This window comes from uncultured Lentibacter sp. (assembly GCF_937123735.1).
In the GTDB taxonomy this organism is placed as follows: Bacteria; Pseudomonadota; Alphaproteobacteria; order Rhodobacterales; family Rhodobacteraceae; genus Lentibacter.
Window position 1 is genome coordinate 1 of the sequence record NZ_CAKZKL010000021.1, and the last position, 4,055, is coordinate 4,055.

A 4,055-nucleotide genomic window follows, 5' to 3' on the forward strand; every position below is an offset into this window, starting at 1 on the left:
GGTAGTTGAGGATGATGGTGAGAAGCGTCGGCGCACTCATTCTGCCGACCTCCCCTGTGCGCGCCGGGCAGGCAGCGCGCGCACCCGTGCTGCGCGGGCTGCCGGGGCCTCGGCATCCTCGATACAGCGGCGCAACCGCGCCGCAAGCACGCGCACATTCGGCTCCAGCACCATGGTGTCATGATCGCCCGGCACTTCGAAAACCTCAACCAGTGGCGCATAACGCCCCCAGTCGTTGTCGGCGGTGACATAGGCCCGTTGGGCATTTACCAAGCCCCCCTGACTAACCTTCCACACCCCCGCGAGCGGGGGGCGAAACAGCGCCAATGGGCCTTGCCAGATCCGTGGCCTATAGGCCGCCACCGCATCCAGAAACGCCGCTTCAATATCAGAATTGTGAAATGTAGTTTCACTATTTTCAATGGCTTCTGGCTCTTTCTTGAAGCGCTTTTCAAACTCCCAAGCCAGACGGCGTGCCACCCATGTGAGCGGATAGGCCAGCCCGCCCGCCTTCAGCTGTGCAAGCTGAATCAACAGCCGGTCCTGCGCTGTCAGCGGGCGGCGCTGTGGCAGCGGGGTGTCCAGCATCACGAGCATCAACACATCCTCGCCAAGCGCTTCCAGCTGCTGTGCAATCTCAAGGGCGATGATGCCACCGCCTGAAAACCCACCAAGCAGATAGGGGCCACGCGGTTGCACGGCCTTGATCTCCTGGAGGTAATCTGCGGCGGCTTCGGGGATCGTGCGGTGTGGTTCCTGATCGCCATAAAGGCCGCGTGCCTGCATCCCGTAAAAGGGGCGCTCGGCCCCCAGGAGATTGGCAAGATGGCGCAGGTTGAGCACATTGCCAAACATCCCCGCCACCAGAAAGAACGGCCGCCGCGGCCCGCCCTCGCCCTGGTGCATCGCAACAAGGTGGGTGAAGCGGCGCGCGCGCGGTGCGGCCACCGCATCGGCATCGGCCGTCAGCGCCTGGTGCGGGCTGGCGTGCGCCGCAATTCTCTGGGCACAGGTGCGGATCGTGGGAGCCTCAAACAACAGCGAAATCGGAAAATCGACCTCGAAGGTTTTCTTGATCTGGGCAAAGAGGCGCACAGCAATCAGCGAATGCCCGCCCAGATCAAAGAAATTGTCGTCCACGCCAATTTGCGTCACCCCGAGAAGGCTGCCCCAAAGCTGCGCCAGCTTTTGTTCTATGGCACTCTCGGGCGCGCAATACACGCTCTCAAGATCGGGGCGCTCAAAGCTCTGCCCGGCGGCAACCGGCTGTGCGGCCTGCGCCGCCGCCTCGGCGCGAAGGCGGCCCGGATCCAGCGAGGACACCACCACCTGCGCCACCCCGGCCCCCAACGCGCGCCGAAAGCCCTCAACGCCCTCGGCGGGGGTGATGCCAAGGCGAATGGCGTCGCGCAGGCGCTCTTGTGCCTGTTTGCGCTTGGGCTGTGGGGTGGCCATTGCGGGGGCCATCGGGCTGACGTCAGGGCTGGGCGTTTCCTCCAGAAGGGCAGCGACGGTGCCAAAGGCGTTGCTTTGCGCCAATCTGCGCAGGGTCAAGGCCCGCACCTCGGCACAGACCGCTCCTGAGCGGTCACACACCACAATATCAAAGCAAGCGGTCTCTGATTGCGCGCTGTTTTCAGCCGCATTTTGCACCCAAGAAAACACCTCATCGGGCAGCGCACGATAGACCCGCAGCGAGCCGTAAGACACCGGCACCCAAAGATGGCTGGGTGCATAATCCTTGATCAGAGCCATGGCCCAGCCCGTGGCCATATCCATAAGCCCCGGCGGCAGCAGGCAGCCGTCATCACGCGCCCGCGCGGGCAAGCGCAACCGCGCCAGCCCCTCATCTTCGCCAAGGGCCGTTTGCTCAAGCACACGCCAGCGCGGACCAAAGGCGAGGTGTTTTTCCTGCGGCGAGCGCAAACTGTGGCCCTCTTGCGCCTGTTTCTTTTGCGGACAACGCGCGGCAATGGCCGCAAGGTCCAGAGCCGGAGGCACGCGCATTTTGAGCAGCACAATTGCGCCGGTGGCATTGGTTTCAAAGGCCAGCGGACCCTCTACCTGTGGCTCTAAAGGGGCTGATTGCACGGTGAAATCATAGCCGGTATCGCTGCGCGCCAGCGTCACGCGCAAGCGGCGCGCGCCCGCCTGCGGCACAGAGAGCGGGCGCAGAAAATAGAGATCACACAGCTCAAAGGCGCAACCTTCATCCTGTGCAGCCAGCGCTTCAGCGGCCAACTCAAGATAGCCCGTGCCGGGAAACAGCGCTTGGTCCTGGCGGGTGCGATGGTCATCCACCACCCAATGGTCGCTGCGCAGATCAGCCTCAAAAACGCGGTTGCCCGCGCTGTCAAACCGCGCCGAGCTCAGAATGGGCGCCACCACGGGTGTTTCGCTTTCATCTGGAGGCGTTCCGACAAGCCCAAGCGCCTCCGCCGCCATGCCAACTTCGGCCCAGATGCCCCAATTGAGCGCCAGCACCAGTGTCTTGCCGCCCTGACGCGCCTGGGCATAGGCGTTCAAATAGGCATTGGCCGCAACATAATCGACCTGCCCCACCGGGGTTGTGAGCGTGGAGCTGGAGGAAAACAACACCAGAAAATCCAGCGCGCCATCGGGAAAAATCTGTTCCAGCACCATTGTGCCATGCAGTTTGGGCGTGAAAACCTCTTCGATTTCGGCTGATGTTTTGGTCACAAGCGGGCTGTCGTTGAGCAGACCGGCGGCATGGATCACCCCGTGCACCGCCCCAAAGCGCATCTGCACTTTTTCCAGAGCGCTGCGCATGTCTTCCACATTGGACACATCCGCAGCCACCACCATGACCTGCCCACCAAGGCTTTCGAGCCGCTCGACCGCCGCGATACGACGCGAGAGCGCATCATGACGGCCATGATGTTTGCAATAGCTTTCCCAAGCCTCGCGCGCGGGCAGAGCCGTGCGTGCGAGCAAAACGATCCGGGCTTTGTAGCGGCGGATCAGGTCCTCGGCCAAGGTGAGGCCGATCCCGCCAAAGCCACCGGTGATCAGATAGGTGCCCTCCTCTTGCAAGGGCAGGCGCTCGGGTTCCGGCAGGGCAAAGGGGCGGATCACCTCTTCATAGCGCCGTGCACCGCGCCAGGCGGCGACACAGTTTGATGGCCGCGCCAGCAGCTCCTCCAGCACCACCGTCACAAGCGGCGCAAGCTGGCCTGCCCCGGGCCATTCTACATCAACGACTTTCGCAAAGCTTCCCGGCATCTCCCGGGGGATCACGCCAATCGGCCCGCGCAGGGTGGCTTTGGCGGGATGCGCCAGAAGTGCTTTTTGTGCGCCCTGTGCGCGCAGGGCACCTGCGCCTGTTGTGAAGGCGGTGATTGCCACGGGGGGCCATTCTGCGGCCGCCATGGCCTGCGCGAGAAACAGCAGAGCATAAAACCCCTGCTCCTGTGTGCGATGAAAAAAGCTTGACCCGGGGCGGTGGGTTTCATCTTCGGTCACAAGCCAGAAATGTGCGATCCGTGTGGGCGTGATCCCGCGCGCAGCCAGATCTTGCAGCAAGAGATCATAGCCCTCCCGGCCCCGCTCGGGTGACAGGATATAGCCGGGCGCGGCGCGCCCAAAGCCATCGCCCGTGCGCAGCAAGGTGACTTGGTGCCCCGCCGCTTGCAGCCTGTCGGCAACGGCCTGCCCGAGACCGGCGGTATCCAGAAAAACCAGCCAGCTTTCCTTGGGTGCGCTTGCAAGCTCTGTCAGCACATCCAGCTCGCAATCGGCGGCCACGGGTTTCCAGATCGGGGCAAAGCCCCACTCGGACATATCCCCCAGCCGGCTCAGCGCTTGTTCTGGTGGCTGTGCGCCCGCAGTTTGGGCTTGGATGAAATAGGGTTTGCGCTGGAACTGATAGCCCGGCAGCGGCACCCGAAGCCGGCGTGCCTGCCCCCAGATCTGCGACCAGTCAAAACGCCCGCCCATGGCCCAGACCCGCCCCAACTGCCCCAGAAACCATTTGTCATCCGGGCAATCATCCTGCGGGTGGGGCAAGGCGGATATCACCTGATCCCGGCGGATCT

At 63.4% G+C, this 4,055-nt stretch carries 1 protein-coding gene; it reads right to left on the minus strand.

Annotation, left to right across the window (positions count from 1 at the left end):
* Window positions 1-36: 36 nt before the first annotated feature.
* On the minus strand, window positions 37-4,055 hold a 4,019-nt coding region (locus Q0478_RS05140; RefSeq protein WP_298676849.1), incomplete at its 5' end, for an SDR family NAD(P)-dependent oxidoreductase.